The organism is Candidatus Delongbacteria bacterium, from assembly GCA_020634015.1.
GTDB lineage: Bacteria > CAIWAD01 > CAIWAD01 > CAIWAD01 > CAIWAD01 > JACKCN01.
In genome coordinates this window covers 33,816-58,699 of the sequence record JACKCN010000004.1, presented here as the reverse complement: position 1 = coordinate 58,699, position 24,884 = coordinate 33,816, and the positions used below count along the sequence as shown (strand labels likewise).

Annotated in this window: 22 protein-coding genes; 4 read left to right on the top strand and 18 right to left on the bottom strand. The window is 65.2% G+C overall.

The window, feature by feature from the left end:
• Positions 1-76 precede the first annotated feature (76 nt).
• Both H6678_08965 and H6678_08960 read left to right on the top strand, forming a co-directional pair.
• Complete coding sequence (locus H6678_08965; protein MCB9473927.1) at positions 77-1,102, top strand: quinone-dependent dihydroorotate dehydrogenase; 1,026 nt, start codon at positions 77-79, stop codon at positions 1,100-1,102.
• A gap of 30 nt (positions 1,103-1,132) precedes the next feature.
• Positions 1,133-2,038: a hypothetical protein gene (locus tag H6678_08960; GenBank protein ID MCB9473926.1), complete on the top strand. Its 906-nt coding sequence runs from the start codon at positions 1,133-1,135 to the stop codon at positions 2,036-2,038.
• A gap of 79 nt (positions 2,039-2,117) precedes the next feature.
• Here H6678_08960 and H6678_08955 read toward each other — a convergent pair whose 3' ends face one another.
• From H6678_08955 to H6678_08940, 4 genes are all read right to left on the bottom strand, one after another.
• Positions 2,118-5,606 (bottom strand): hypothetical protein, encoded by a 3,489-nt coding sequence (locus H6678_08955; protein ID MCB9473925.1) that lies wholly within the window; start codon positions 5,604-5,606, stop codon positions 2,118-2,120.
• A 310-nt stretch (positions 5,607-5,916) separates the two neighbouring features.
• Positions 5,917-6,786, bottom strand: coding sequence for a hypothetical protein (locus H6678_08950; GenBank protein ID MCB9473924.1), 870 nt, complete (start codon positions 6,784-6,786; stop codon positions 5,917-5,919).
• A 10-nt stretch (positions 6,787-6,796) separates the two neighbouring features.
• Positions 6,797-7,369: a YceI family protein gene (locus H6678_08945; GenBank protein MCB9473923.1), complete on the bottom strand. Its 573-nt coding sequence runs from the start codon at positions 7,367-7,369 to the stop codon at positions 6,797-6,799.
• 17 nt (positions 7,370-7,386) lie between these two features.
• On the bottom strand, positions 7,387-7,896 hold the full coding sequence (locus H6678_08940; GenBank protein ID MCB9473922.1) for a MarR family transcriptional regulator: 510 nt from the start codon (positions 7,894-7,896) through the stop codon (positions 7,387-7,389).
• Positions 7,897-8,067: 171 nt separating this feature from the next.
• Between H6678_08940 and rpmG the strand changes: the two genes are divergently transcribed.
• Positions 8,068-8,229 carry a 50S ribosomal protein L33 gene (gene rpmG, locus H6678_08935; GenBank protein ID MCB9473921.1) on the top strand — a complete coding sequence of 54 codons (162 nt, stop codon included), beginning with the start codon at positions 8,068-8,070 and terminating at the stop codon, positions 8,227-8,229.
• 97 nt (positions 8,230-8,326) lie between these two features.
• Here rpmG and H6678_08930 read toward each other — a convergent pair whose 3' ends face one another.
• The gene (locus H6678_08930; GenBank protein MCB9473920.1) at positions 8,327-8,827 is read right to left on the bottom strand and encodes a MerC domain-containing protein; all 501 of its coding nucleotides are present in this window, start codon (positions 8,825-8,827) and stop codon (positions 8,327-8,329) included.
• 95 nt (positions 8,828-8,922) lie between these two features.
• Positions 8,923-9,291, bottom strand: a complete 369-nt coding sequence (locus tag H6678_08925; protein ID MCB9473919.1) for a transcriptional repressor — start codon at positions 9,289-9,291, stop codon at positions 8,923-8,925.
• A gap of 137 nt (positions 9,292-9,428) precedes the next feature.
• Between H6678_08925 and H6678_08920 the strand changes: the two genes are divergently transcribed.
• The gene (locus H6678_08920) at positions 9,429-10,571 is read left to right on the top strand and encodes a metallophosphoesterase (GenBank protein ID MCB9473918.1); all 1,143 of its coding nucleotides are present in this window, start codon (positions 9,429-9,431) and stop codon (positions 10,569-10,571) included.
• 138 nt (positions 10,572-10,709) lie between these two features.
• Here H6678_08920 and msrB read toward each other — a convergent pair whose 3' ends face one another.
• The 12 genes from msrB to H6678_08860 form a co-directional block, all read right to left on the bottom strand.
• Positions 10,710-11,258: a peptide-methionine (R)-S-oxide reductase MsrB gene (gene msrB, locus H6678_08915; protein ID MCB9473917.1), complete on the bottom strand. Its 549-nt coding sequence runs from the start codon at positions 11,256-11,258 to the stop codon at positions 10,710-10,712.
• A gap of 135 nt (positions 11,259-11,393) precedes the next feature.
• A complete protein-coding gene (locus tag H6678_08910; protein ID MCB9473916.1) occupies positions 11,394-11,576 on the bottom strand; it encodes a hypothetical protein in 183 nt (60 codons plus the stop codon).
• A 15-nt stretch (positions 11,577-11,591) separates the two neighbouring features.
• Complete coding sequence (locus tag H6678_08905) at positions 11,592-13,394, bottom strand: ferredoxin (protein ID MCB9473915.1); 1,803 nt, start codon at positions 13,392-13,394, stop codon at positions 11,592-11,594.
• 113 nt (positions 13,395-13,507) lie between these two features.
• Positions 13,508-14,479: a 2-oxoglutarate oxidoreductase gene (locus H6678_08900; GenBank protein MCB9473914.1), complete on the bottom strand. Its 972-nt coding sequence runs from the start codon at positions 14,477-14,479 to the stop codon at positions 13,508-13,510.
• Positions 14,480-14,502: 23 nt separating this feature from the next.
• Positions 14,503-16,365 (bottom strand): 2-oxoacid:acceptor oxidoreductase subunit alpha, encoded by a 1,863-nt coding sequence (locus H6678_08895; GenBank protein ID MCB9473913.1) that lies wholly within the window; start codon positions 16,363-16,365, stop codon positions 14,503-14,505.
• On the bottom strand, positions 16,358-16,525 hold the full coding sequence (locus H6678_08890) for a hypothetical protein (protein MCB9473912.1): 168 nt from the start codon (positions 16,523-16,525) through the stop codon (positions 16,358-16,360). The genes H6678_08895 and H6678_08890 overlap by 8 nt, the downstream gene beginning before the upstream one ends.
• Positions 16,522-17,106, bottom strand: coding sequence for an RnfABCDGE type electron transport complex subunit A (locus H6678_08885; GenBank protein ID MCB9473911.1), 585 nt, complete (start codon positions 17,104-17,106; stop codon positions 16,522-16,524). Before H6678_08885 ends, H6678_08890 begins: the two co-directional genes overlap by 4 nt.
• Positions 17,103-17,714: an electron transport complex subunit E gene (locus H6678_08880; protein MCB9473910.1), complete on the bottom strand. Its 612-nt coding sequence runs from the start codon at positions 17,712-17,714 to the stop codon at positions 17,103-17,105. The genes H6678_08885 and H6678_08880 overlap by 4 nt, the downstream gene beginning before the upstream one ends.
• Entirely contained in the window at positions 17,711-18,421 is a 711-nt protein-coding gene (locus H6678_08875) for an FMN-binding protein (GenBank protein MCB9473909.1), read from the bottom strand. Before H6678_08875 ends, H6678_08880 begins: the two co-directional genes overlap by 4 nt.
• On the bottom strand, positions 18,418-19,428 hold the full coding sequence (locus tag H6678_08870; GenBank protein MCB9473908.1) for an RnfABCDGE type electron transport complex subunit D: 1,011 nt from the start codon (positions 19,426-19,428) through the stop codon (positions 18,418-18,420). The genes H6678_08875 and H6678_08870 overlap by 4 nt, the downstream gene beginning before the upstream one ends.
• Positions 19,425-20,765, bottom strand: coding sequence for an electron transport complex subunit RsxC (rsxC, locus tag H6678_08865; GenBank protein MCB9473907.1), 1,341 nt, complete (start codon positions 20,763-20,765; stop codon positions 19,425-19,427). The genes H6678_08870 and rsxC overlap by 4 nt, the downstream gene beginning before the upstream one ends.
• Positions 20,765-24,877: a hypothetical protein gene (locus H6678_08860; GenBank protein MCB9473906.1), complete on the bottom strand. Its 4,113-nt coding sequence runs from the start codon at positions 24,875-24,877 to the stop codon at positions 20,765-20,767. Before H6678_08860 ends, rsxC begins: the two co-directional genes overlap by 1 nt.
• Positions 24,878-24,884: the final 7 nt, after the last annotated feature.

Genomic DNA, 24,884 nt, shown 5'->3' with positions numbered 1-24,884 from the left:
GAACGGCCCGCGGTTTCGGTGCGGCGGACAGTTTGTTACACTGCGCGCTGTTGGCCAAGTCCCGAAGGAGCGCCCCATGCGGGACCCCTATCCCCTGCTGAGATCCCTGCTGTTTCAATTGCCGCCGGAAATGGCCCACGGCCTGGGTCTGCATTCGCTGCGCCTGAGCGAAGCCTGCGGGCTGGCGGGTCTGCTTGCAGGTCCACCGGCTCCGCGTCCGTTGACCCGGATGGGGCTGGACTTTCCCAATCCGCTGGGGGTGGCCGCCGGGCTGGACAAGGACGGCATCGCCGTGCGCGCGCTCTTCGCCCTGGGATTCGGCTCGGTGGAAGTGGGCACCGTGACCCCACGCCCCCAGCCGGGCAATCCGGCGCCGCGCCTGTTCAGGCTCAAGCCGCATCAGGCGCTGATCAACCGGATGGGTTTCAACAACGCGGGCATGCACGCGCTGGCAAACAGGCTGGAAAAGTTGCGGCGTCACCCTCTGCCCGGTGTGCTGGGTGTGAATCTGGGGCGCAACAAGAGCACCTCCAACGAGGATGCGGCCAGCGACTATCTCGCCGGAATGGACTGCCTCTATCCGCTGGCGGACTATCTCGCGGTCAACATCAGTTCGCCCAACACCCCGGGGCTGCGCGAGCTGCAGGCAGCCTCGGCCCTGCGGGCTCTGCTGGAACCGCTGAAGGAGGCCCAGTCCCGGCTGGCCACGCGCCATGCACGGTACGTGCCGCTGGTGCTGAAGGTCGCGCCCGATCTGGAAGCCGCCGAGATCCAGGAGATCTCGGAGCTTCTGCTCCAGCTGGAACTGGATGGCCTGATCGCCACCAACACCACACGCTCCCGCACGGAAGTCGCGGGGCACGCCCATGCCGCCGAAGAAGGTGGACTCTCCGGCCGTCCACTGGAAGCCCGCTCGCTCGATGTGCTGCACCAGTTCTCCCGCCAGCTGGAGGGCCGGATCTGCCTGATCGCGGCGGGCGGACTGCACGATGCGGCCGGTGCGCGCGCACGACTCGACGCCGGCGCGGACCTGCTGCAGGTGTACACGGCTTTCATCTACCAGGGGCCGGCCCTGGTCCGCCGGATTCTCGCAGACCTGTGATCCAATGACTTGTTCAAGCCAGGAGCCCCCATGACCGAGCCCTTGCACTCAGATCACGAATTCGAACGAGCGCTGAATTTCGGTGAAGCCTTCGAGCGTGTGCTCGCGGTGACCGGCCAGGGTGGCAAGGCCCTCGCGGGCGCTCTGCTGCTGGGCTGCGCCCCCTTCACGATTCTGCTCTTTCTGTTCCAGCGCAGTTTCCAGCCCACCATGCTGGCCTGGCAGCAGCAGATGACCCAGGGCCAGCCCAGTTTTCCTCCCGCGGTATTCATGTTTCTGCTGCTGATCCTGCTGGTCGCGCTGGTGCAGATGGGTCTGGTGTCGGCCATCAGCCTGGGCGTGCTCAGATTCCATCAGGACGGAGAAGCGATCCGGACAAGCAGCCTGTTGCACTGGGGCTTTGCCCAGCTGCGCCGGATGGTGCCGGCCCTCTTCGGCCTGTACCTGCTGTGGATGATGGTGTTCATGGTCCTGCTGATGTCGGCCATTCTGATTGGCATGGCGGGTGTTCTGGGCACGATCGTCGGTGGAATCCTGTTCGTGGCCGGATTCTGCGTCGCCTTCCTGGGTCTGAGCCTGGCACCCGCATGCATGCTGCTCTGGGACATGCCCTTCGGGGAGGCGGTGGGCAGCAGCCTGCGCTGGATCCGCCGCGCATTCTTCCAGACCCTGTTCCTGCTGCTGTCCTTCGTCTTCATGTTTGCCGTGCTGAGCATCGCCGTGAATCTGCCGGTGTATCTCAGCCTGTTCAGCAAGACTCTGGCCGGAATCGGCCAGACCGGGCTTGCCCCCGATCCGCTGGAATTGAGTGCCGGATTGGCGCTCTGGCAACAGCTCTGGCAGCTGCTGGCGGGATTGCTGGTCGTGCTGCTGCAGGCTCCGATCTGGATCGCCACGGGCGTGCAGGCCATGAACCTGAGGGCCCGCGGAAACTGACACGATACCCCCAGCAGAGCACAGCGCCCCCGACCGTTGCCGATCGGGGGCGCTGTGTCTCATGCCGGCGTGAACCGGATCATTTCAGCAAGGTCAGGCGCTGGATGCCGCGATCAGGGCCGGCAGTCAGTTCCAGCAGATAGATCCCCGAGGAGAGTGCACTGCCATCCACGCTCAGGCGATGTTCGCCCGCCGGCAGGGCCTGGTCCAGCAGCAGGGCCACCCGGGCACCCGTGATGTTGTAGAGCGTCGCCTTCACCGAGCTGGCCCGCGGAAGGCCGAAACGCACCTGGGTCACGGGGTTGAAGGGATTGGGCACCGGCGCTTCGAGGAAGAACTTCAGCGGCAGACCGGCCTCGAGGGAAACGGCGTCCCAGAGCACGCTCACGGCTGCGCTGGGCAGGCTCTCGCCTTCATCGTAGAGCGAGGTGATCCAGTACTCGTACTCGCCCCCACCGGGCAGGGTATCCGTGAAGTCCGGCTCCGTGGAGCTGCCCACGACCTCGCCATTCCGGTAGACGGTCCAGGAAAGAAACTCGCGCGAAGCCGGGCTGGCGGGGCGCTCGCTCATCGGCAGACGGAGGCGTTCGCCGTGTTCCCGGCTGGCACTCGCGGGGCGAGTCGGGAGCACGGGCTCCAGTCGGGCCATGCGACCCGAATCGTATACCACCACGGCGCGAATCATGTAGGCTTCGTTCCAGGGGGTCCAGTTTCCTTCGTGGTCGTAGTCCCAGCTGCGGCCGTGATTCAATGAGCCATCAAAGGCCAGATGGGCCCCGGCGTTCAGTGATCCGAAGCCCGCCATGAAATCGCCGGACGAGTGCAGGTCCAGCCCGCTGCAATCCACGCTGACCCAGCCATTCTCCAGCGCCACTGCGGGCAGGGAAGCCAGCAGGGTGGTGTCGGGCACACCTTCGGGGCAGGCGTAGACCTCGGCCTGGAACGGACTGTCACCCACGGTATCCGTGGTCCAGTACTGAAGCTCGATGATCCGGCAGGGCTCCTCGGGAGACATCTGCACGGCCATGGCCCAGCCTTCGTAGGTGTAGGCACCGTCGGCCGTGTCGTTGTCATAGACCAGGGTCTGCGGGATGTGGCTCATTTCCCAGGACAGTTGCACCTGGCCCGTTTCCGGGTCCAGCTGGGCGGCCAGATTCACGGGTGTGTTGAGCATGACCCAGTGCAGGGGCAGCGGCTCGCTGGGCAGGGAAAGCCCCTCGTCGTACACGGCGCTCACCGTATACGAGAAGTCCCCTTCCTGATGCAGAGTGTCGCTGAAACTGGCTTCGGCACTGCTGCCGATCGACTGACCGTTGCGGGCCAGTTCGAAATGCAGGAACTCGCGCGCGGCAGGCAGTGGCTGAAACGGCACCTCCACACCCCCGAGCCGTCGTTCGCTCACGGGGCCTGTGGCGGTTCCCAGCCGCGAATCCCGGCGCACGGGTGCCGGGTCCAGCAGGGCCACGGACTGATCGAGATATCGCACCACGGCCCTCACGAGGCAATTCGCGGGCACGGCCGTCCAGGTGCCCGTGCTGTCCTGGCTCCAGCTGCGGCCCGCATCATGCTGAGGGTCGCGTCCCAGCAGCACGCTTGCGTTGACCGAACCGAAACCGACCACGAAATCCTCTTCGAGATACAGTTCCTCGCTGTGCACGGGCACAAAGCTCCAATGCTGGGTTTGGGCCAGCACGCTGCGGGTGAAGAAGGGTTCGGCCGCGGGTGCACTCCCCTCCCAGGAAAAGGCCTGGGCCACGAACTCGGGATCTTCCTGATCGTTGAAGAGGAAGTAGGCCAGGCCGATCAGCTGACAGGGGCCCTCGGGACTCATGCGCACCGCCTGGGTCAGGCCCGGCTGCGCGATCGCGTCCCAGGCCACTCCGGGATCGTAGGACAGGGAGATCATGTCCTCGTACCAGGCCCATGACAGGTTGGCGACTCCTGTATGCGGATCCATGGTCCCCTCCAGCGCAAAAGGCGCCAGCAAGGGTTCAAGGACCAGCGCGATGGTCTCGGAGACCTCACACTCGCCGTCCGTCACGGTCACGTCGAACTGCAGACCGCCCTGGTAGTTCTCCGGGATCTGTACCAGCACATCCTCGGCACTCAGCGGGTCCCCTTCCGGATCACTGAAGTGCGCGGCGATGGTGGCGCCGGGCAGGGTCCATTCCCACGAGCCCGGACGCGTGTTCTCCACCAGGCTGAATGGTTCGGCCAGATCCGGGCAGAGATTGGCCGTGCAGCTCATGCTCAGACCGATGGCTCCTTCGTTGGCCGCATACCCGGTGGCCAGCACCCAGTAGTGGCCCGCTTCCAGCCGCGCATCGATGGTGGAGCTCAGGGTGCTGAATGCGCAGTCGGCGTCGTCGTTGGTGTCCAGGTAATCCACTGTGGGGTCCGTGGGACAGCGGTCAAAGAGGTAGAGCTTGGTGTCGATGGCCGTCTCGGCCGCACAGGTGCTCAGCAGTACCTGGCTGCGCGCGTCAAGGTTGAAGTCGAACAACAGGTCACCGGCCAGTCCCGCATAGAAATCGGGAGCGCCCGAGTTGTTCACGCTGAGCACGTCTCCGCAGGTGATCGGCTGGGAGCTTTCACAGGGATTGACCCAGTTGCTGTCGACTTCGATCAGCAGTTCGAGGGCGTTCACGTCATCCTCGAAGTCCCCGCCCACCAGCAGGGTGTAGCTGCCTTCCTGGAGCACCGTGTTGAAGTCCACCGAATTGCCGTAGGCACAGGACGAACTGCCGGTGTTCAGCAGAATCTCCTGGGTGCCCTGCTCGCAGGGATGGCCGGAAAGAATGTAGACACGTGAATCCAGCAGATTCCCCGGCAGGCAGGTGCTGATGTGCAGCGGGGTCACCTGCTCAAGCGTCAGCAGGAAACCGATCTCGCTGCCCGAACTGCCCCAGACGTTGGATGCGCTGCCGTTGTCGCCGCTGTAGGAGAAGGGCAGACCGTCAATGGTGGTCAGGCCGGCGTCGAATGTCTCACAGGGTGTCGGCAGACTGTTGCGCGCCACCGAGAGGGTGTAATCGCCGCTGCGATTGCTGAAACCATCCACCAGGATGAAATAGGTATTGCCCGCGCTCAGCTCGAGATACTCCAGCCGGCTCTGGTCGCCGCAGCCGTCATCATTGCAGCCCACCAGGGTGCTGCTGTCATTCTCGAAGACCGAGAGGATGGTGTCGAACGAGGATCCGCAAAGATCCACATCGATCAGCATGTCTTCATCCGGCACGAAACTGTACACCACATCCGGAGCCGAACTGAACCCACAGCCCGGTGAGTAGTCGTTGAGCGCCGTTGCCGTGCTGCCACTGTCCGTGAAGGGCAGCTCGACGATCACCTCGGCGCCCTCGAAGGTTTCTCCGCCCTGGCGCAGCAAGCCGGGACGGGCGTCCAGGCCCGGGTTGGCCGCCCTGTGTTCGGTGTACAACTGACCGGAGTTCCCTGCAGGGCGTGCCGGCTCGTCCGCGGTTTTCTCGACTCCCCCACTGGCCATCGCCAGCGCGGGGCAGATGCCGACCCAGCATGCCAGGGTCAGATTCCACCAGGTTTGCGTTGCCATTCGCTCCTCCACTCGCTGGGGCCACCGGCCTGCAGGCATTGGCCCGATCACCTCGCGGGGACCATCGCCGATTGGCGACTGATCTGGCGAAGCCGGATTCCACCGGGTCGACCGCATCAGCGATCCCCGGAACTCAAGCGCTACATCGGCAGCAAAAAGGGGGAATCCAGCCATGGAGCATGATTCGTGCAAAAGGACGTAAAGTGGCCATGGAAGCGGTGTCGGAGAGCATCCTGGGGGTGTGCGCTGGAGCACGGAACCCGCCCCTCCGGGTCGGGAAGGACGGGTTCCAGCATGGCGGAAAATCGTCTCAGTAGGGCGGAGCCATCGAGGCGGCCCGGAACGCCAGCAGCGCGGCCACCAGCACGAAGGCCAGCAATGCCACTCCCGGGATCTGGCGCCGGAGTTCCTGCCCCAGAGTGCTGGCGGGCGGGAAGGCCGACCGCAACAGGGGAACCAAAGCCAGAATCAGGGCCATCCAGAGCGGCAGGCGTGCATAGAGATGGGCGATCCAGAGCTGGGGCAAGAAGAGCAGCGTGAAGAGCCAACGCCCCACATGCACCGCGTTGCGGCGCAAAAGCGCCGACGCGAACACCAGACCGCCGACCAAGGCGGCCAGCACTCCAATCTGCTGCCCGACTTTCACGCTGCCCGAGAGCGCCACCACGGCTGCGGCCACGCTGGCCGCGAGGGCGGCAGGCAGCAATGAACGCAGACTGGCCAGACGAGGATCCGCTGAGTCCTCGCCGGCGGTCGGTTCTCGGGAGAAGCGGAAGGTCCAGCCCAGCAGGAACAGACAGGCCAACACGGGCGCAAGCCAGTTCCAGGGACTTTGCCAGGTATGCATGATGTAGGGCCGCGCAAGAACGGGCAACGCAGCCAGAGAGAACAGAATCGACACATGGCCGGCCACTTTCAGGGGCAGCCAGGCCAGCAACGCACCCAGCAGGGCCAGGTGGACCATCCAGTGTTTCACGTCCGATGGCCAGAGCTGCCAGCCGCCGTTGAGGGCCCAGTGCCCCAGACCGAAAACCACCGCGGCCAGCCCGACCCAGAGGGCGGCTTCGCGCAGCTCGGTCTTCGAATCCGACCCCGGGTGCCTGGCGGCACCCGGGGCGAAAGGAATCAGCAGTCCGGTCAGCAGGGGCAGCACGGCACCCAGCAGAAGATAGAGCAGCATGTGGGATGCCTTAGTTGCGGATGGCTTCCATGCTCAGGTGCATGGGCACAACCTTGCCCAGGCCGTCGGGCATGTAGTTGATGCCGAAGTCGGTGCGGTCAATCGAGAACTTCGCGTCAAAACCGATCACATGGGCACCCCAGGGGGTGTCGCCCTCGCCGATCTTGACCACGGGAATCGTCAGCTCCTTCTTCACGCCGTGCATGTCCAGCGTGCCGGTGACATCCCAGCTGTCCGTCCCGGTGGACTTGAAGGACTTGGTCTTGAAGGTGATCTCGGGAAACTGGGCGGCGTCAAAGAAGTCGGCGCTGCGCAGGTGATCGTCACGCTTCTTGTTGTCGGTGCTGATGCTGGCGGTCTTGATGGTCAGCTCCAGCGAGCAATTGGCCGCATTGGCCGCGTCCCACTGGCCGGTACCGCTCAGCTCGGCGAAGCGTCCCTGGGAATTGGAAAAGCCCAGGTGATTGACGCTGAAGGTCAGAAAGGTGTGGGCACCGTCAATGGTATAGCTCTCGGCCGCGAAAGCCATGGTGGTGCTGACGCCCAGCAGGGCAGTGGCGACAAGGGTGCGAAAGGCGGTCATGAACGTCCTCCGTTGACTCATTTTGACTGTGTGTTGCGTGCGTTCAAGAGACTGCGAAGAGTCTCGCTGTGTTCCAGAAGCTGCTCGCGGGCCAGCTCGTCCATTCCGGCAAAACTGTTGCTCAGCATCTCGTGCATCGGGCCGTCCAGTCGCGTCAGGATCTCGAGGGCCTTGGGCGTGATCCAGCTGGTCATCACCCGGCGATCCTTGAGCGAGCGTTCGCGCCGGATCAGATCCCGGGCTTCCAGCCGATCCAGCAGGCGGGTGATGTCGGGCACCCGGGCCACCAGCCGTTCGCCGATCTCGCTGCAGGAGCGCCCCTGCTCCCCGGCTCCGCGCAGGATGCGCAGCACATTGTACTGGGGCTGACTCAGTCCCTCGACCTTGAGCAGCTGCACCAGAGCGTTGATCAGTGCTTCGGTGGTGCGCATCAGGCTCAGCAGCAGGGCTTCTTCGATACTTCTGAAGGGGCGGGATTGCTGGATTTCCCCTTTCAGCAGCGATGCGAGCGTCTCTTTGTCTTTCATGCCCCGATGATATCTGTTTGAACAACTTGTGTCAACACAGGTTCCGCACTTGCGAGCATTTTTCCGGAATTGTTGTCCGGGCTGACTTTGCATAGGACATCGCGGAATCGTAAACTCGGCGTTTCCATCTGGAGAACTCCAGATCAGGCAAGCAAAGCGGAGACTCGACCGATGGCCAAGGCCCAGCCTCGTGAAATGATCAAGATGCGCTCCACCGAGAGCCCCTACACCTATACCACCACCAAGAACAAGCGCAATCATCCCGCCCGGCTTGAGCTTCGCAAGTACGACCCCGTGCTGCGCAAGCATGTGCAGTTCAAGGAAACCAAATAGGTTTTCCGGCTCCAGCGCAGACTGTCCCAGAACCCTTTCGGTCGAGCCCAGGCTCGTTCGAAAGGGTTTTTGCTTGGGATCGGTCCAGGGTCAGGAATCAGCCGTGGTTGTGGGCGCAGCCCTGGTGGCGGGCTTTCCACCAGTCCAGGCCGTTGCAGAGAGCAATCAGCAGGGCGCCGGCCGGAATCAGCATGTGCACATCCAGCTCGAATCCCCGGTGATGGTGGGCATGATTGCCGAAGAGGGAGTGCAGATTTCCTGCCAGCAACAGCCCCAATCCCGCCAGCAATCCCAGCGAGATCGGATCCAGAGGTCCGCGGTGCCAGCGGGTGCGCAGGGTGCGCAAGGCGATGACGAAGATCGAGAGACTGATCAACAGTTCGAACCAGGGTTCGGCCACGAACTCCCAGCCGCTGGCCAGCAAGAGGGGCATGGCCACGGGCAGTGCAAGACAGTGAATGCCGCAGGCCAGCGAGGCCAGCATGCCCAGCCGATCCCAATTGATCCGGCGTTCGCGCTGCTGCAGGCAGACCCGATGGTCGTTCAGCGGCTCCGCAGACGGAACGGGAATCTCGTGAACGCTGTGCCCCTTGCTCATGCCTGCTCCTTGCCGCTGACTGCCCAGTTTCCCGTGGCCAGAGCCTGACGGGAACACTGATGGTAATTCATTATCATCAAGCGCACAAGGTGGGGTCAGGCACAGGCTCGACACAAGCCGAACAACAGGATTTCATGGGCTTCCAGGCGGAACCCCTCGGGGACCAGTCGTCCCAGTTCGCCGGGACAGGCCTTGATGTCAAAGACTCGATGGCAGAGACGGCAGCGGAAATGGTGATGGTGCCCCTTGCCCGCCAGCTCGTAACGCGAGGGTTCATCGGGCAGCAGCACGGGTATCACGGCTCCCTCTTCCACCAGGCGTTTGAGATTGCGGTATACGGTGGCAATGCCCAGGCCGGGCGCCTGCTGGCGCGCCTGCTCCAGCAACTCTTCAAGGCTCAAGGGACGGTCGGCGGTTCGCAGGCTTTCTTCAATGGCCGCCCGCTGGCTGGTCTTGCGCTGCATGCTCGTTCCTTTGTGTTCATCTCGCTCAGAGCGCGTGCTCCCGGTCCTTGAGTATGTCAAAACCCGGGTGCTCCGGAAAACCTTCAGGGCTGCGGCACCCGGCACGAGTCCGGATCTTCCGGCAGCAAGAAAGGATCATGGTCAGGATGCTGGTCTTCTTCACGATTTTTCTGAGCCTCTACGGCGCCGAACATCTGTACATCTACAAACGGCTGGCGCCCCTGCTGGGCTCGCCGCTCTGGTTGCTGGTGGCCTTTCTGGTGCTGGTGCCACTGCCCTTGCTGAGCCATCTGGCCCTGCATCAGGGGCAGTTGAGGGTGTCCCAGATTCTTGGCTGGATCGCATTCACCTGGATGGGCCTGGCCTTTCTGCTCTTCAGTTGTTTTCTGCTGGCGGACGTGCTGCGCCTGATCGCGTTCCTTGTCACACGTTCAGGTGCAGCATCCATCGCCTTCAATCCTCTGCTGGTCAATCGCTGGGCCCTGGGTCTGGCCTTGCTGGCGGGAGTCGGGGCCTTCATCATTGCCCGGGGGTTGACTGTGGTCCGTGTGCCACTGCAGCACCCGAAACTGGCCGGTCTGGAACGGCCGCTGCGTGTTTTGCAGATCTCGGACCTGCACCTTGGCCTGCTCAGCAGCGACGCACGCATTCAACGGGTCGCTGACACGGCCCGGGCCCTGGAGCCGGACCTGATTCTGTGTACGGGTGATCTGGTCGACGGCCCTTCGGCGCTGCTGCAGGCACAGGCAGCGATCCTGGCCGACCTGCACGCCCCGCTGGGCAAGTTCGCGGTCACCGGCAATCACGAAGCGTACTCCAACCCGGATGCCGGGCGCAGCACCATTGAAGCGGCAGGGTTCCGGCTGCTGCGCGGCGAAGCAGTCCAGATTCTTCCGGGCCTGAGTGTGGCCGGAATCGATGACCCCACCTTCATCGGTCGCGGGCCAAAGGCCATGGATCTGGAACAGGGTCTTCTCGCCAGTCTGCCGGCCACGGACTTCAGGATCCTGCTCAAGCACCAGCCGATCCTGCCCGAGAGCAGTGCCGGCCTGATGGAGCTGCAGCTCTCGGGCCATACCCACGGCGGTCAGATCTTTCCCTTTGGCTTTCTGACCTCCCGCGCCTACCCCGTGCGCATGGGGCTGTCTTCACCGCGCGAGGACTTCTGGCTGTATCTCAGCCGGGGCACCGGCAGCTGGGGTCCACCCATGCGACTGCCACTCTCCCCCGAACTGACCCTGCTGGAACTGTCCGGTCCCGAGCGCCCCCTGGCGGACTGAAACCATCCCTGATCCACGAGACGCACAGAACCCGCCGGAAGGCGGGTTCTGCATCACAGGGCGGGAGGAACGCCCGATCGTGACTCGATCGGAGACCGGCACTGAGGTCAGGGCCACCGGTGCCGACCGAGAGAGGCATCACTTCACAGGTGTGGAAGGCGCGGTTCCCCGGGCCGATGGCAGAAAGCACATGGCGGCGCCGTTGATGCAGTAGCGCATGCCCGTGGGGGCCGGTCCGTCGTCAAAGACATGCCCCAGATGGCCCAGGCAGTGGCTGCAATGCACTTCGGTGCGCTTGATGCCCCACTTGCGGTCCTCGCGCATCTCGACCGCGCCCTTCTCCGCCGGATTCCAGAAACTGGGCCAGCCCGTGCCCGAATCGAACTTCTGTCCTGAGCGGAACAGTTCCTGCCCGCAACCGGCGCAGTAGAACACCCCGGGCCGATGCTCGTCATTGAAGTTGTTGCCGAAGGGCTTCTCGGTGGCGCTCTTGCGCAGCACCGCGAATGCCTGGTCGTTGAGCCTGGCAGCCCAGGCCGCCTCATCCAGTGCGGAAGGGTTCTCGAGGCGCGCGGGCGGTGCCTGCAGCACGATGGCTTCGGTGCTGGCTGCCTGGGTCATCCTGAAGCCGATCGCAAGCAGGCAGGCCAGGGCTCCAATGGCGATGAGTGTTCGCATCATGTGCATCTCCTGATTCAGCTGTGTCCTGCCCTTACGACAAGCCTCCGGGGCTGGTTCCGGACATTGGCCGGACAGAGGCAGAATGAAATTGCCCCGGAGGGGTCCCCGGGGCAATCGACGTCGTCTTCAGGATGCGTGTGCTCACCCGCCGCTGGCGGTCAGCAGGGCGGACAGCGCGCGGCCCAGATACCAGGGCCAGATCACCATGGCCAGCACGCCCTGCCAGAAACTCAGTCCCACATAGCCGATGGTGAACATCCAGCCCACGAGCCAGCAGGCGCCGCCGCCCTTGGAACCGTGCACCCGGACCTTGCTCTTCTCCATGGCCACCTCCAGAACTCAGTTGAACTTGCTGGCGCGCTCGATCAGCTTGTCCAGGCCCTTTTCCGTGGGATCATGGGGCTTGCCCGGATGGATGATCTTCGCGCTGCATTTCTCCGCCGCCTTGACGATGTCCTTGAAGGGACCGCCCGTGGGGTTGATGATCACTGCCTGCTTGTTCTTGTTGTAGGCGAAGATCGCGGGATTGATCGAGGTGCATTCGTCACACGCCGTGCAGAGCGGAGTATCCAGCCAGAATTCATCACTGGAAACCTGGGGTTCGGGCTCGGCGGCACCGGGCGTCGGCGCGGAGGCACTGGCAGCGGGGGCGGCGGTTGCCGGACTCTTGCCGGCTGCCGACAGACCGCCCAGCAGGGCGCCACTGCCCAGTCCAAGCAGTTGGCGGGCCAGGTTCTGCATCGCCAGTTCCACGGCGGCCTGCTTTTCGGCCTCGAGGGTGCGCTGCAGTTCCTGACGCGCCTCAGCCAGACTGGCATCGCGTTCGGCGCGCATGCGTTCACCGGCGCTGCGTTCGGCGTGTTCCACATGCGGATTGTGCACACCGGCCAGTTCGCGCAGGGTTTCCCAGACCTGGGCCCGTCGCACGCAATGGGCCAGCAGTTCGCGGTCGGGAACCACGCGACTCAGGCGGTCCTGGCGCACGCGGTAGACAAAGGGAATCGTGCGCTTGCGCTCGGTGGCATCCAGACCGAACCATTCGGAGAGATGGCGTCCGCGATGTTCTTCTTCAAGGGTCGTGAAGCGGGAATCGGCGTCCACATCGCCCGCGTGATACTCGCCACAGGTCATCCGGGCTTCGCTGAGCAGGGGTTGGTTCGAGGCGTCGCGGTGATGCAGTTCCACGCGTGCCCAGGCGGCATCCAGATCGGGATTGCCATCCAGGGACAGCCGTTCAACGAAACGCTCACTGCGGTCGGGGTCGTAGGCGAAGACCGGAAACTCGCGCGCCACCACGGCCTGGTTTGCCCGCGCATTGAACTGCGCATCACCCGTGGCACCCCAGACCAGCGAGACCAGTGCCGCGCGCGGACTGGCCAGCGCGGCGCCCAGCAGTGTGTCGAATTGACTGCAGGCGCGCGTGCACTGGATCACGAAGACGGTCTGGAGGGTCAAGGGAAGCAGTTCCACTTCCAGCCCCGGCAAGCGGGAGTCGCTGCCCAGGCGCGGCAGGCTTGAGAGCAGCAGGACCTTCACGGGCAGTCCGCTGCCCAGCAGCTCCATCACGGTGCCCAGCACCTTGGCTCCCGAGGCGGGAACCAGGGCCAGCAGGGGCGGGCACAGTGCCAGTTCGCTGCTGTCCAGATGAGTGCGATTGAACGAGTCGAAGAACTGCCGGTGCAGTTCCTCACGATAGCGGCCATGACGCTCCATGGCGGCCTGACGCAGCGCGGCGAACACGGACGCCAGCCGGTCCAGTGACGCGGCCGCCTGCTCGAGGGCAGGTGTGGCACCGCCGTCCATGGGCAGTGTCACCGGGCCCCCCACGGCACCGTTCCAGTCCGACTGGACGGCTTCCAGGCGACCCAGCAGACTGGTGATCCGGCCGATCCGGGCCGGGTCCTGGACGTGACTGCCAGCCACCCGCCCCAGCACCTCGCTCATGGCACCAGAATCGAGCACCCCGCCGCCGAACGTACCCAGGGCCGCCTTCAGCTTTCCTTTCTCATGTCCCTCGCTGTGGTGTCGTTCCACGGCAAGGATGTCACGCAGCCAGTCGGCCGCCTGGTTCACCCGCTGCTGCAGGCGTTCTTCCCGAATGGCCCAGTCCGCATCGATGCGGAGTGCAAGCTGATTGTCCATGGGTGCTTCCCGTTTGTGTGCGCGAATCACGGTGTGACTCGCGTTGGGGATTCACTGGGTGAATCCCTGGCGTCTGTCTTGGTACAACTTCATCGCGCGTCGTTGCGCCGTGCTCAGTCCAGGTTCAGTTTCACGGCGAAGCCGTCCAGCATGCGGTCCAGGGCCGCGATGCGATCCGCGCCGTTCAGCTTGGTCACATGGCCATGGCGCACATCGTCATAGGTCTGGATCGCCCGGTTGTGGTACAGCAGCCCGAAGGGCGCCTGCTCGGTGTTCTGGGCGATCTCGCGGGCCCCGTGGATGTCCGAGGGATCGTGTTCCACCGCCCGGGCATTGCGCAGCAGGCCCTTGTCGATGGAAATGCCCTTCTCGTGCTGCAAAAACACAGCCGGGAAGTCGCTGCCGTCGCCGCCGAAGCTCTTGGGCATGTACACGGGGCATTTCTGCAGGATGCGCACGAAGGACAGGCCCTTGTGATCCCAGGCTTTCTGGATGGTGGCATCCAGGTGGCCGGGCAGCCAGGTGGCCGACTGGGCCAGGAAACTGCAATTGGTGATACCCAGAATCACGGTCAGGGGATTCAGCGCTTCCAGATAGGAACCACGCGGGCTGGTGTTGCTGAGTTGGCCCATCGGCGAGGTCGGCGAGGCCTGCTTCTTGGTCAGGGCGTAGATCCCGTTGTCAAAGACCAGCACCGTCAGGTCGATGTTGTAGCGAATGGCGTGCAGCCAGTGGTTGCCACCAATGGAAAAGCAGTCGCCGTCGCCCATCACGGTCAGTACATGCAGGTCGGGCCGGGAGAGCTTGACGCCCGTGGACACGGGCAGCGCACGGCCGTGCAGACTGTGGAAGCCATAGGTCTTCAGGTAGTGCGGGAAGCGGCTGGAGCAGCCGATGCCGCTGACGCAGACCACGTTCTCGGGGGCGATCTGGCGGTCGCGCAGCAGGCGCTGCACCGAACTCAGAATGCCGTGGTCGCCGCAGCCCTTGCACCAGCGCGGTGTATTCGATTCGTAATCCTCGAGCTCGTACTCCTTGACCTCGCATTCGGTCTCAAGCAGCTCGTCCAGAAATGTGGTGGACATGATCAATCCTTTCTGACGCGGCCTCAGGCCGAAACGGTTTCAGGGGCCAGTTCCTGCGCGATCACCTCGCAGATCTCACTGGGCATCAGGGGCCGCCCGGGCACGCGTGACCAGCAGTCGACGTCCACCAGGGTGGCGGCACGCAACACAGTGGCCAACTGGCTGTAACGCCGGTTCTCGGGGGTGATCAGCGGGTCGGTCTTCTTGTCGCTGTAGTTCAGTTCCACGGTCATCACCTTGCGGTAGCGCGAGAAGATGGCCTTCAGCCCGGGCTGCAGTGGACTGAGGAAGGCCAGGAACAGGCTGCTGACCGACGCGCCCTGACCGCGCATGCGGTCCACGGCTTCCTCGATGGCGCCCTTGGTGCTGCCCCAGCAGACCAGCAGCAGGTCGCCCTCGTCGTCGCCATAGGGCACCGGCGGCTTGAGTGCGCTGAACAGCGTGGCCAGCTTGCGGCTGCGCATGGCATGGCCCTGCTCGTTGCTTTCCTCGTCGTGGGTCACACCGCCCTTGCGGCCGTGATTCAGTCCGGTGACGACGGACTCACCGCCCGGCTGGCCGGGGATGAACCGCTTCGAGAGGCCCGTGACGGGATCCCAGGCATACGGGTCCTTGTCTTCCGGGGCCACCGGGCTGAAGTCCAGCGGTGGCGGCAGGCTCTCGGTCGAGAGTTGCGGACGGTCGAAGAGCTGCTGGCCGGTGGCCAGGTTGGCGTCGGTGAGCACGATCACCACGCTGCGGAATTCTTCGGCCAGCTTGCGGGCCGTGATCATCACGTGAAAGCAGTCCTCGATGCTGGCCGGAGCCAGCACGATCTTGGGGGCGTCGCCGGGCGCGGCATACAGCGCATGCAGCAGGTCGCTCTGCTCGATCTTGGTGGGCAGGCCCGTGGACGGTCCACCGCGCTGCACGTTGACGATGACCAGCGGCACTTCGATCATCACGGCCAGGCCCTGGAACTCGGTCTTGAGCGCCATGCCGGGGCCGCTGGTGATGGTCAGTGCGGTGCGGCCCGCGTAGGACGCGCCCACCGCCACACCGATGGCGGCGATTTCGTCTTCAGCCTGATGCACGAAGCCGCCGAAGTCCTCGAAGAAATCGGCCAGCGCGTGGCTGGCGCTGGTGGCGGGCGTGATCGGATACATCGAGCACAGTTCGAAGCCCGCGGCCACGGCACCCAGCGCGATCGCCGTGTTGCCGTTCATGGCGATCATCGGCCGCTTGTCTTCCATGGTGAGGATCTCGAACTCGATGGGCAGATTCTCCTCGCCCCAGTCCCAGCCCATCTGCACCAGCTGCAGATTGGGTTCCAGCACCTTCTTGCCCTTCTTGCCGAAGAGCTCGGTGACACAATCCTTCACCAGCTGCAGGTCACGCATGTAGAGCCGTGACCACACCCCCAGCGCGAACATGTTCTTGCCGCGCTTGGGATCCTCGAGCACCTTGGTGGTCTCCGTTTCGAAGGGCACTTCCACCACCGTCCCGCCCCGGGCGCGCACCTCGTCGAGCACCTCCTTGTAGGACTTGGCGTGGATCGGATGGTCGGCCCAGAGACTGTCGATCAGCACAAGCACATCGTTCTTGAGCATTCCGGTCTGCATGCGGCCCAGCAGGGCCATTTCGTTGAAGGCCACCACGCAGTCGGCCCGGTCACCCGTGTTGGTCATGGGGCGATTGCCCATGCGGATCCGGTTGCCCGAGGTGGCACCCACCGTGTGCGGTGGCGGCTGGATTTCCGCGGGAATCACTTCCACGGTCCAGAGCCCGTTTCCCATCAGCGCGCTGGCCTTGCCGAAGGCCACCGATGCCTTCTGGGCGCCTTCGCCGGAATCACTGACCAGTTCCGTGATGTGTTCTGGCAGCGTGATTCGCTTCTTCTCAACCATGGCCTTCGGTCCTTTCGTGACAGTGATGTGAGCAGCCGCCGCAGCCTTCGTCGCAGGCCATGCCCGCACGTCCGGCTTCACGCCGGGCCAGACTCCAGGCGAACAGGGCACCCATCCCAAATATGGCCAGCATGCTCAGCAGCAGGCGCAGCACACTCATTCTCCCCCCAGCCCGGCGAATCCCATGAACGACAGGGACAGCACGCCGGCAATCATCAAGGTCAGGGCTGTGCCCTTGACCAGACTTGGCACATCGGCAAGTTCCAGTTCTTCCCGCAGTCCGGACATCAGCACAAGGGCCAGGGTGAACCCACCGCCGGCACCCAGCGCGAAGACCAGCGACTGCACCAGGCTGTATTCGCGGTTGGTCTGGAACAGGGCCACCGCAAGGATCGCGCAATTGGTCGTGATCAGCGGCAGGTAAATGCCCAGCGCCTTGAACAGGGCCGGGCTGTATTTCTTGAGCAGCATTTCCACCAGCTGCACCGAGGACGCGATCACCGCAATGAAGGAGATCAAGCGGAGGTACTCGGCCCCCAGGGCACCCAGCAGCAGGTTGAGGGCCCAGGCGCTGGCGCTGGAGATCAGCATCACGAAGGTCACCGCGATGCCCATCCGGGTGGCGGTCTCGAGCTTGCCCGACACCCCCAGGAAGGGGCAGATGCCCAGAAACCAGGCCAGCACGAAGTTGTTGATGATGGCGGCCGAGAGAAAGATGAAGCCCAGGCTCTGCTCATTCATGGGCGTACCCTCCGGCGGCGAGTATTGATGGCGTTGACTCCCAGCAGCAAAGCGCCCAGCACGAAGAAACCGCCACCGGGCAGAATCATCACGATCCAGGGCTCGAAGGAGGGGCCGAACACGTCGATGCCCGCGAAACTGCCATTGCCCAGCAGCTCCCGGATCATGCCCATCAGGAAGATCGCGAAGGTGAAGCCCAGCCCGGAGCCCAACGCGTCCAGGATCGAGGGCCAGACGGGATTGCGCGAGGCGAAACTCTCGGCGCGCCCCAGGATGATGCAGTTGACCACGATCAGCGAAATGAAGGCACCCAGTGCCTTGTACAGGTCCAGACTGATCGCCTGGATCACATAGTCCACCACGGTCACGAAGGTGGCGATGATCATGATGTAGGCCGCGATGCGCACCTGGCTGGGAATGACCTTGCGCAGCATGGAAATCAAGGTGCTGGACATCACCAGCACGAAGGTGGTGGCCAGCCCCATCGAGACGCTGTTGATCACGGAATTGGAGACCGCCAGCGTGGGACACATGCCCAGCAGGTAGACGAAAATCGGGTTCTCTTTCCAGAAGCCCTTGAGGAATTCCTCGCTGTTGCTGGCGCTCATGGCCTGCCTCCCGCGGCTGGGGGCTGCGAGAGCCGCTCAAGGTTGCGTTTCAGCATGGGCAGTTCGCCCTTGGTCGAGGCCAGCAGCATGCGCCCGATGGCCTTGCTGCTGATGGTGGCCCCCGTGATCGCATCGATCTGCCAGGGCGATTTCTTCTGGCCCTTCTTGACCACCTGCAGCGGATTGGCCAGGTCATTGCCCGACGGATCGAGTGTCACATCCAGTCCCAGAAAGTTGGCCAGGAAATCGGGGTCGCTCTGGATTCGGTCGCCCAGGCCCGGGGTTTCCTTGCTTTCGAGCACCGTGTAGCCGATCACGGTCTCGCTGACCGGATCGTAGCCATAGATCACGCGGATCAGGTCGGCAAAGCCCATGCCCGAGGCCTCGATGGCAATGCCCGCCAGGCCGCCCTCGTCCGTGTACCCGGCGAACCAGCGGCGTTGGCCGGGGGCCACATCCCCGCTTGTGGGAACCAGTGTCTCGCCGTCCTGAACGAAGGTCACGACGGTATGCGCGTCGGGCAGCACCTGCAGCACGGCCTGGCGCAACTGCTCGCGCCGGTTGGCCTTGATCTTTTCAAGTGTCAGCTGCCAGCTGCCCACGATCAGGGCACCCGAGATGGTGGCCACCAGCCCCAGGGTCAGAATCATCTTCGTGCTGTTCTGGCTGGGGGCGGCCACAGCAGCCTGTGTCACGGAGTCGCTCATGCGGCTTTCCCTCCGCCATAGATCCGGGGCTGGGTCAGCTTGTTCAGCAGTGGAGTCAGGGAGTTGCCCAGCAGAATGGCGTACATCACGCCTTCGGGCAGACCACCCCAGACACGGATCACCACCACCAGCCCACCGATCGCCACCGCGTAGATCCAGGTGCCCAGCGGCGTCACCGGGGAGGTGACCATGTCGGTGGCCATGAAGACCGCGCCCAGCATCAGTCCGCCCGCGCCCAGCATGAACAGCGGCCCGGGAAGCGCCGAATTCACGGCATGCAGCACGGCGCTGAGCAGGGCCACGCTGCCCAGCATGCCCACGGGAATCTTCCAGTCCAGCAGCCCGCGCAGCGCCAGATACAGCCCGCCCAGCAGGATCAGAACGGCACCGGTTTCCCCGAGGGAACCGGGAATCTGGCCCATGAAGAGGTCGCCCGCGGGGGTGGCCAGATGATCGAATTTCAGCGCCGAGAGGGGCGTGGCACCCGTGAAGGTGTCGGGCACCATCCGGGTGAAGGGCAGGCCCAGGGTGCTTTCAGGCAGCTGCAGGAAACGGTCGGGACGGAAGGGGTTGCTCCAGCTGGTGATCGCCGCAGGAAAGGCCGCCTGCAGGAAGGCACGTCCCACCAGTGCCGGATTGAACACGTTGTGTCCCAGCCCGCCGAAGAGTCCCTTGCCCAGACCGACCGCCACGATGGTACCGATCAGGGCCATCCAGAGCGGGAAGGAGGGCGGCAGGGTCATGGCCAGCAGCAGACCGGTGAGCAGGGCACTGCCATCGCCCAGGCTCGAGGGTTCGCGACGCAGTCGGTTGACCCAGGCTTCGGTGGCCAGCGCGCCCAGCGAACAGGTGAGAACCAGCAACAGGGCCGAGAGGCCAAAACTGTACACGCCCAGAGCCAGCGCGGGCACCAGCGCCAGAATCACCTGGCGCATGATCGCGTCCACGGCCAGTCCCCGCTGCACGTGCGGCGAGGTGCGCAGTTCCATGCGCAGCCAGCCGCTCATCGTGGGGCCGCCTGAGCCGCTTCGCGCAGCATCTGCTTGGCCATGCGGAACTGCTGCACCAGGGGAATGCCCGAGGGGCAGACATACGAGCAGCAACCGCATTCGAAACAATCGAAGAGGTGCATCTCCTCCTTCATTTCTTCATGGCGGCCCTTGCGGGCCAGCAGTCCCAGTCGGGACGGGTTGAGGTGAATCGGGCAGGCCTGCACACACGACGAGCAGCGGATGCAGGGCCAGATCGGGCGTTCCGCGTCCTGGCTGGCACGACGGCGCAGCACCACGATGCCGGTCACGCCCTTGGTGGTCGGAGTTTCCATCCAGGCCACTCCGGCACCCATCATGGGGCCGCCGAAGATCACCTGGCCGGCGTGCGACTCCAGGCCCACGTGTTCCAGAATGAAGTTCAGCGGGGTCCCCACGGGGATCAGATAGTTGCCCGGGCGTGTCACGCCTTCTCCGCTGATGGTGACCACCCGCTCGATCAGGCCTTCACCAAGGGGCAGCAGCATGCCGATCTCGGCCACAGTGGCCACGTTGGACACCACCACGCCGATGTCGGCAGGCAGGCCCCCGCTGGGGATGTCCTTTCCCAGCAGGGCCCGGGTCAGCATTTTCTCGGCACCCTGGGGGTACTTGGTGCGCAGGGCCTGCACCTCGATGTCTGTGTCACCACTGGCCGCCTCCCTGAGCGCGGCGATGGCGTCGGGCTTGTTGTTCTCGATGCCGATCAGGGCCTTGCTGGCACCCGTGGCCTTCAACAACAGGCGGCAGCCCGCGATGGTCTCTTCGGGGTACTCGAGCATCACACGATGGTCGCTCGTGAGATAGGGTTCGCACTCGCAGCCATTGATGATCAGGGTATGCACGGTCTTGCCCTTGGGCGGACTCAGTTTGACGTGGGTCGGAAAGGCGGCTCCGCCCAGTCCGACCATGCCCATGTCCTGCACGGCCTGGCGCAATTGCTCTGCCGTCAGACTGGCCACGTCCACCTGGCGCCCCATCTTGAGCGACTGGCTGCTGGCGGGATCGGGCTCGAGGAACACAGCGGGAGCCATCTGGCCGCGAGTGTCCAGAGCCGTGCCGATGCGGCGTACGGTGCCATCGGCGGGGGCGTGGATCGGGGCGCTGATGAACCCGTCGGCGCGGGCCAGCAACTGGCCGCGTGCCACACGCTGTCCTTCGCTCACCACGGGCACGGCGGGTTTTCCCGCATGCTGGCCCATGAGAATCACCAGCATCGGCGGAAAGGGCATGCGCCGCACGGGGCTGCTTGCGGTCAGCTCCTTGGCTTCCGGCGGGTGTATGCCGTGACTGAAGGTCTTCAAACCGGCGGGCATCAGGAAGCCTCTCCTTCCGGTGGTGCCGGGGTGTTGGCCAGCTGCAGCAAGGACTGACTCAGGGTGGCCAGCAAGGTGGCTTCGGTTTCACGACTGCCTTCGTGACGCAGGGCTTCGGCATCCACGGGACGCAGGTCCCGCCGGGCCAGATCCAGCAGCTCCTGCCAGCGCGATCCGACTGTTTCACACGCGCGAACCAGACTGGCCGTGGGAACCAGCGTCTTCAGCTGGCCAGTCTCACCCGCCTTGACCAGCGGCAGACTGAGAGCCCGGTCGGCGGCGTCCAGTTCCAGCCACTCGGCCAGGGGCTGGGCTTCCAGGCCCCCCTCGCCACGCACGTGATCCCAGGTGTGGAAGCGCTCGGGCCAGGCACCTTCCAGCACCTGAAGATGCGCCAGTGTCACCGGGGAATCCAGTTCGAATCCTGCGGGCGCTTCGCGCAGCTCAAGCGGCTGGGTGGCGGCGGGCTGCTCCGGGTGCAGGCGCAGGCTTTCGTGCGGCCCGGCTCCCCAGGCGGGATTGAAGCGATAGTGGGGCCAGAGGCCGTGGGCGAAGGCCATCCGGGCCAGATCAAGGGCCGAGGTGCTGCCCGCGGTGGCCTGTGTCACCAGCGGCAGGCGACTGCAGAACACACTGGCGATCGCGGGGCCCGCGGCGTCCAATCCGTCCAGCAGACCTTCGCGCAGGTGGGTCAAATCGGCGTGACTGCCACTGAAGGCGGGCAGGCTCTTGCCGCTGAGCCCGGCCAGTGCCAGGGCATCGGGATCACCGGCGTCACACAGCACCAGCAGTTTCACGGGCACCGGTCCGCCCAGCAGGGCGCGCCAGGCATCCAGGCTGCCGCCGCCCATGGCACCGGACTCCACGGCCAGCAGCAGGGGCGGGCAACTGGCCCAGTCTTCCTCGCCCAGCTGGTCGGGGCTGAACTGGCGGAACCAGGGACCATGCACGCTGGCCTGATACCGACCGGACAGACTGAGCGCGGCCAGTTTGCGCAGACGAATCCTTGAAGCGTGTTCCTGGGCGATGGCCTGGGCCATCCCGAGAGCCTGGTCGGCCAGACTGCCCCGGTCGAGGACCAGCGTGGGCAGGGCCGAGGGGTTCCATGGCCAGTTGAGATCCAGAGCGCGGCCGGGCAGGCACAGTGCAAGACGCGCACCCAGTCCACCGGCTCCGTTGTCCAGTTCCGTGATCCAGTTGTCAAGGTCGCTGGCAAGACCGGCCAGACGCGCCAGACGCTCGGGATCGAGCGGGGCCTTGCTGACTCCGGCCTGCCCCAGCAGGGACCCCAGATCCAGCTCGCCGTCGTGGGACTCCAGCAAGGCCTTGAGCGCCGCGGGATCACTGACCTGCGGGCTCAGCTCGGTCTGCAGGCGTATGCGCAGATCGGCGGCCAGACCGGCCAGTTCGGTTTCCAGGGCCTGCTGACGCTGGCGGCCCAGCGCCTGGGCCATGCCGGCCCAGACACGCAACACGCTGCGGGCCGTGTTGCCCGCGGGGCTCTCGTCGCCGGGGCCGAAGGCTTCGGTGGCTTCCGAATCCAGCAGCAGATCTTCGGGATGGGCGCGCGAGGCCTCGCCCACCGGCAGCAGGTCACGCCGGGTGGCGGCCAGGCGCTGGAAGGCGCTCCATTCCTTGCCCGCCGCTTCACGCACCGCATTCCAGCCCGCCATCTCGAGGGCACCCGTCTCACAGGCACGCGCGCAGAGTGAGCACCCCTTGCAGGCGTCGGCGTCCACGCCGATGGCCAGCAACACGCCGGGCTTGCGGCTCCAGTTCACCAGAGGCAGCACGGCCAGTTCGGCCTGGGCCGTGCGTACTTCGGCGCGCAAGGCATCCTCGGGGTGTTCGTTCAGCAAGGCATCCAGGCTGCGCGACAGCACGGCACGGGCATCGTGATCGGCCGAGCTGGCGCCCAGAACCGTCTGGAAGCGGGTCTGCAGCGCGCGGCGCTGGGCTTCCAGAGTGGCAAGGGGCTGGCCCGTGGCACGCGCCGCGCCCAGCACGGCATCCAGCAGGTCGCCCGGCTCGAGCAGGCGCAGGGGCAGCGCGCCTTCAGGACACAGGCTCCAGCAATCGCCGCAGGATGTACACAACGCGGGAGTCAGCCGGGGCAGGTCGGGACGCCGGTGCTCGCGACGCAGGCGACCGCTGCGCGGGGGCAGCAGACCGCTGAGGCTGAGCGGGTCCACGCTGAGGCCATTTCCCGCATCCAGCAGGGAGGGCAGCAGGGGATCGTCCAGGGGCGCCGCGGTGGTGCTCAACCGTCCAAGCAGTGCCGCGTGAGCCTGTCCGGGCAAGGTATCCGGGCTGCGTGCGGGCAGCAGCTCACGTTCGGGCTGCACCAGCGAGTTGAACCCCGTTTTCAGCGCGGGGCGCTCGCGCAGTTCCGACTCCAGGTCCTTCTCGGGCGTGCGCTGCAGCAGTGCGTACACGGCCGCCAGCAGACCACCGCAAAGGGTCTCGAGTCCGCTGTGCCCCGAAGCGGCCAGCAGGGCGCGCAGCGGACCCTCGTGATCCAGGGCGGCGGGGCTCAGTTCCTGCTCGATGCGGCGTCCCGTGGCCAGACTGGCCCGTGGGATCCTCAGCAACAGGGTGCTGGCCGGAGCCAGGACCCGGGCAGGCAATTCGCGGGCCGAGCGCTCATCCAGCAGGACCACCAGGTCCGCAGGCGCGTCCGGATCGGGCAGCAGCCATTCGGGACTGGCTGACCAGTGCAGTCTCCAGAGCACCAGACCCCGGTCTCCTCCGGCGGGAATCGACCGCAGGGCCTGCAGACTGCCGCCCAGACCTTCCAGCAGGGGCAGCAGAGTGGGCATCAATTCATCAAAGGCCGATTCTCCGCCCGCCAGCAGGGCCAGATTGAGACGGGCCGCACCGGCCTTGGGCGCAGCTCCGGGAACCAGTCGGTCTCCCATGACCGCGGGCCAGGCGTCACGCAGGCTTTCGGCACGCAGTTCTTCACGCGGCGACTCCGTGTGTGCGGCAACGAAATCAAGGCCCGTGTGCAGGATGCCCTTGCGGCCGTCGGCCAGTGCACGTGACACGGCCAGCAGATCGCCCGCATTGAGTGCCGCACCCGCTTCGGGACAGAGCACATGCAGGTTGGCGGCTCCCACCAGAGTGGCCGGCAGAGCCAGATCGGGGTCGCTGTCTTCCAGCAGGGTCAGTGGTCTTGGCAGGGCAGCAGGCTGGCAATTGGCCGCCAGCGGGTGCAGGCGACGCAGGCAGACAAGGCTCAGTTCGCGCACGCTGCCCTGGGCCAGCAGACGTCTGCAACGGCCCGCCAGGGCACCCCGGGCCACGATGGTGGATCCGCTCAGTGCCTGGGGTTCCAGCATGAAGGCCCACCCGGCCAGACCGGCCAGTTCCTTTTCCAGCTGGCCGATGCGCGCATCACGTCCGGCGTTGAACAACGTGGCGTGCTGCAGACCCGCGCGCGACGATGCGCGCAGTTCGGACTGCACGGACATGCCGCGCGGGTGTGAGTCATCGATCAGACTGGGCAGACGAAGCCGGCGGGTACCGAAGAGCACTTTCTGGGAAGGCAGGATGCAGTCAACGGTCTCGCTGGTCCGGCCCACCCAGCTCAGCAGTGCCTCCCAGTCGCTGGTGCCCACGAGAGGGCTGGACAGGCTGAAATGGCCCTCGCCATCCAGGCTGATGTCACTCACGAGGGCCACGGGACGCAGCAGCTCCTCGCTCAGCCGGCGCGCCAGCAGGGCCAGCGGCAGCAGTTCCTCGGGCGCGCTGGGCTGCAGCACGATGATGTCAAGGCTGCGCAGCCGTGCGATCGCACGGGCCAGACCGTCACCGCGCGTGCCGGGCGCCAGGCCGGGCAGAAGTTCAAGAACCAGGGGGAGGGGAGTCTGTGGGCTGTGCGACAGGCAACCAAGCTGGGCGCTCAGTTCGCCCGCAGCCAGTTCCACCGTGGCTCGGCGACCACCCAGAACCCAGGTCGAGGCCTGGGCCAGAGCGCCCGTGCCGCGGAAACGACGGACGTCCAGACGGGTATCAAGGGCGCCACGCAAAGCCCGCTCGGAGAGCAGGCCACCGGTCTGGGCACTGGGTGCCTCGCTCGAAAAGAATCTCGTGATCCACGATGCGCGCATGCTGCAG

Coding starts and splice junctions, on each gene's coding strand:
- H6678_08965 (MCB9473927.1), top strand. CDS start 77: ATGCGGGACCCCTATCCCCTGCTGAGATCCCTGCTGTTTCAATTGCCG.
- H6678_08960 (MCB9473926.1), top strand. CDS start 1,133: ATGACCGAGCCCTTGCACTCAGATCACGAATTCGAACGAGCGCTGAAT.
- H6678_08955 (MCB9473925.1), bottom strand. CDS start 5,606: ATGGCAACGCAAACCTGGTGGAATCTGACCCTGGCATGCTGGGTCGGC.
- H6678_08950 (MCB9473924.1), bottom strand. CDS start 6,786: ATGCTGCTCTATCTTCTGCTGGGTGCCGTGCTGCCCCTGCTGACCGGA.
- H6678_08945 (MCB9473923.1), bottom strand. CDS start 7,369: ATGACCGCCTTTCGCACCCTTGTCGCCACTGCCCTGCTGGGCGTCAGC.
- H6678_08940 (MCB9473922.1), bottom strand. CDS start 7,896: ATGAAAGACAAAGAGACGCTCGCATCGCTGCTGAAAGGGGAAATCCAG.
- rpmG (MCB9473921.1), top strand. CDS start 8,068: ATGGCCAAGGCCCAGCCTCGTGAAATGATCAAGATGCGCTCCACCGAG.
- H6678_08930 (MCB9473920.1), bottom strand. CDS start 8,827: ATGAGCAAGGGGCACAGCGTTCACGAGATTCCCGTTCCGTCTGCGGAG.
- H6678_08925 (MCB9473919.1), bottom strand. CDS start 9,291: ATGCAGCGCAAGACCAGCCAGCGGGCGGCCATTGAAGAAAGCCTGCGA.
- H6678_08920 (MCB9473918.1), top strand. CDS start 9,429: ATGGTCAGGATGCTGGTCTTCTTCACGATTTTTCTGAGCCTCTACGGC.
- msrB (MCB9473917.1), bottom strand. CDS start 11,258: ATGCACATGATGCGAACACTCATCGCCATTGGAGCCCTGGCCTGCCTG.
- H6678_08910 (MCB9473916.1), bottom strand. CDS start 11,576: ATGGAGAAGAGCAAGGTCCGGGTGCACGGTTCCAAGGGCGGCGGCGCC.
- H6678_08905 (MCB9473915.1), bottom strand. CDS start 13,394: ATGGACAATCAGCTTGCACTCCGCATCGATGCGGACTGGGCCATTCGG.
- H6678_08900 (MCB9473914.1), bottom strand. CDS start 14,479: ATGTCCACCACATTTCTGGACGAGCTGCTTGAGACCGAATGCGAGGTC.
- H6678_08895 (MCB9473913.1), bottom strand. CDS start 16,365: ATGGTTGAGAAGAAGCGAATCACGCTGCCAGAACACATCACGGAACTG.
- H6678_08890 (MCB9473912.1), bottom strand. CDS start 16,525: ATGAGTGTGCTGCGCCTGCTGCTGAGCATGCTGGCCATATTTGGGATG.
- H6678_08885 (MCB9473911.1), bottom strand. CDS start 17,106: ATGAATGAGCAGAGCCTGGGCTTCATCTTTCTCTCGGCCGCCATCATC.
- H6678_08880 (MCB9473910.1), bottom strand. CDS start 17,714: ATGAGCGCCAGCAACAGCGAGGAATTCCTCAAGGGCTTCTGGAAAGAG.
- H6678_08875 (MCB9473909.1), bottom strand. CDS start 18,421: ATGAGCGACTCCGTGACACAGGCTGCTGTGGCCGCCCCCAGCCAGAAC.
- H6678_08870 (MCB9473908.1), bottom strand. CDS start 19,428: ATGAGCGGCTGGCTGCGCATGGAACTGCGCACCTCGCCGCACGTGCAG.
- rsxC (MCB9473907.1), bottom strand. CDS start 20,765: ATGCCCGCCGGTTTGAAGACCTTCAGTCACGGCATACACCCGCCGGAA.
- H6678_08860 (MCB9473906.1), bottom strand. CDS start 24,877: ATGCGCGCATCGTGGATCACGAGATTCTTTTCGAGCGAGGCACCCAGT.